Raw genomic sequence first — 1,088 nt, forward strand, 5'->3', positions numbered from 1 at the left:
CATTATACCCAGGGCGCTGCCCTGGGCTAAGAGCTTTTGGGCCTTCAGCCCGTACTTGAACCACTTTGCGAAACTTTAATTACTTATAATATTCCTCCCACTGCTTCATCGCCTCTTTCCAGTCGGTCTGCTCGCCCTCAGCGACAGCCTGCTGCAGGCGTTCAGCCTCATCGCGGGCCTTGTCGCGCGCACGTTTCGCCTTCATTGCCTCAATAGTGGCATCGTCGAGGATCACGATAGCTCCACGCTTGATGGCATCTTGCAACTCCTGCTCGCCGAAGGCCTTGCCTGGCTCATTAAAGTCGGAGATATTAAACTCGTAGTCGACACGCAGGTCGTGACGTATCTGTTTCTGCTGCAGTCGGTTTCCCGCATTCTTGAGGCGCAGCAACTTTCCTATCTGGCTGATTTCAGCCTGTGAGTATTTATTTCTTCCCATAAATCTTACTTTTCTACTGCAAAGATAATGCAAATGAGCGCAATGAAAACTTGTTTTCAAATTGCCGAGTGCAGTTTTTCTTCTGCAAAGATAATGGAAAACGAGCGCAAAACATCAAGTTTGCTTGATTTTTTTGCCGAAATGCAGCTAATTTTCTGCAAAGAATCACCATTTTTTGTCACACTGCATCCTTATCAAATCTGAAGACACCTGACTTTTGTCACGATTGCCATTTCCCCGTCATCCTGTTTTTGTAAAGTTTTTAAACATTCCCGACAAGAAATCCGCCCCACCCAACTGCACCCACTGATAAGCAACAGCTCTGTCACGACAAAGCTCCAAGACGAAAAACAGCTCCACCGCCTCGGAAGTTTGACCGATGAAACCGCTAAAAATAGATTTTCAGCCATTTTCTCGTACTCTTTCCCTACCATTCCAAGAACAAAAAAATGATATTCACAAAACTTCACAACAAGTATTCTCCATCCACACACATCAACAAGAAATGTTGTTATATTTTACCAGAAGTCCTAATCTTGTCATTTTTGTCAAAGTCATTTTTGTCATTTTCGATTTTGAAAATGAAAAAAAGTTCTATAAAGAATATATATAAATATATATATTTATATATATATTCTTTATAGTTGTT

The 1,088-nt window shown here is 42.1% G+C and carries 2 protein-coding genes; one reads left to right on the top strand and one right to left on the bottom strand.

Annotated features, from left to right (window positions below; translation table 11 throughout):
* Positions 1–79: 79 nt before the first annotated feature.
* Positions 80–439, bottom strand: a complete 360-nt coding sequence (locus tag F7D20_RS03150) for a hypothetical protein (protein WP_158462811.1) — start codon at positions 437–439, stop codon at positions 80–82.
* A 33-nt stretch (positions 440–472) separates the two neighbouring features.
* Here F7D20_RS03150 and F7D20_RS13015 point away from each other — a divergent pair, with 33 nt between their 5' ends.
* The gene (locus F7D20_RS13015) at positions 473–643 is read left to right on the top strand and encodes a hypothetical protein (protein WP_228114090.1); all 171 of its coding nucleotides are present in this window, start codon (positions 473–475) and stop codon (positions 641–643) included.
* Positions 644–1,088: the final 445 nt, after the last annotated feature.

It is taken from the genome of Segatella copri (genome assembly GCF_009495355.1).
Taxonomy (GTDB): domain Bacteria; phylum Bacteroidota; class Bacteroidia; order Bacteroidales; family Bacteroidaceae; genus Prevotella.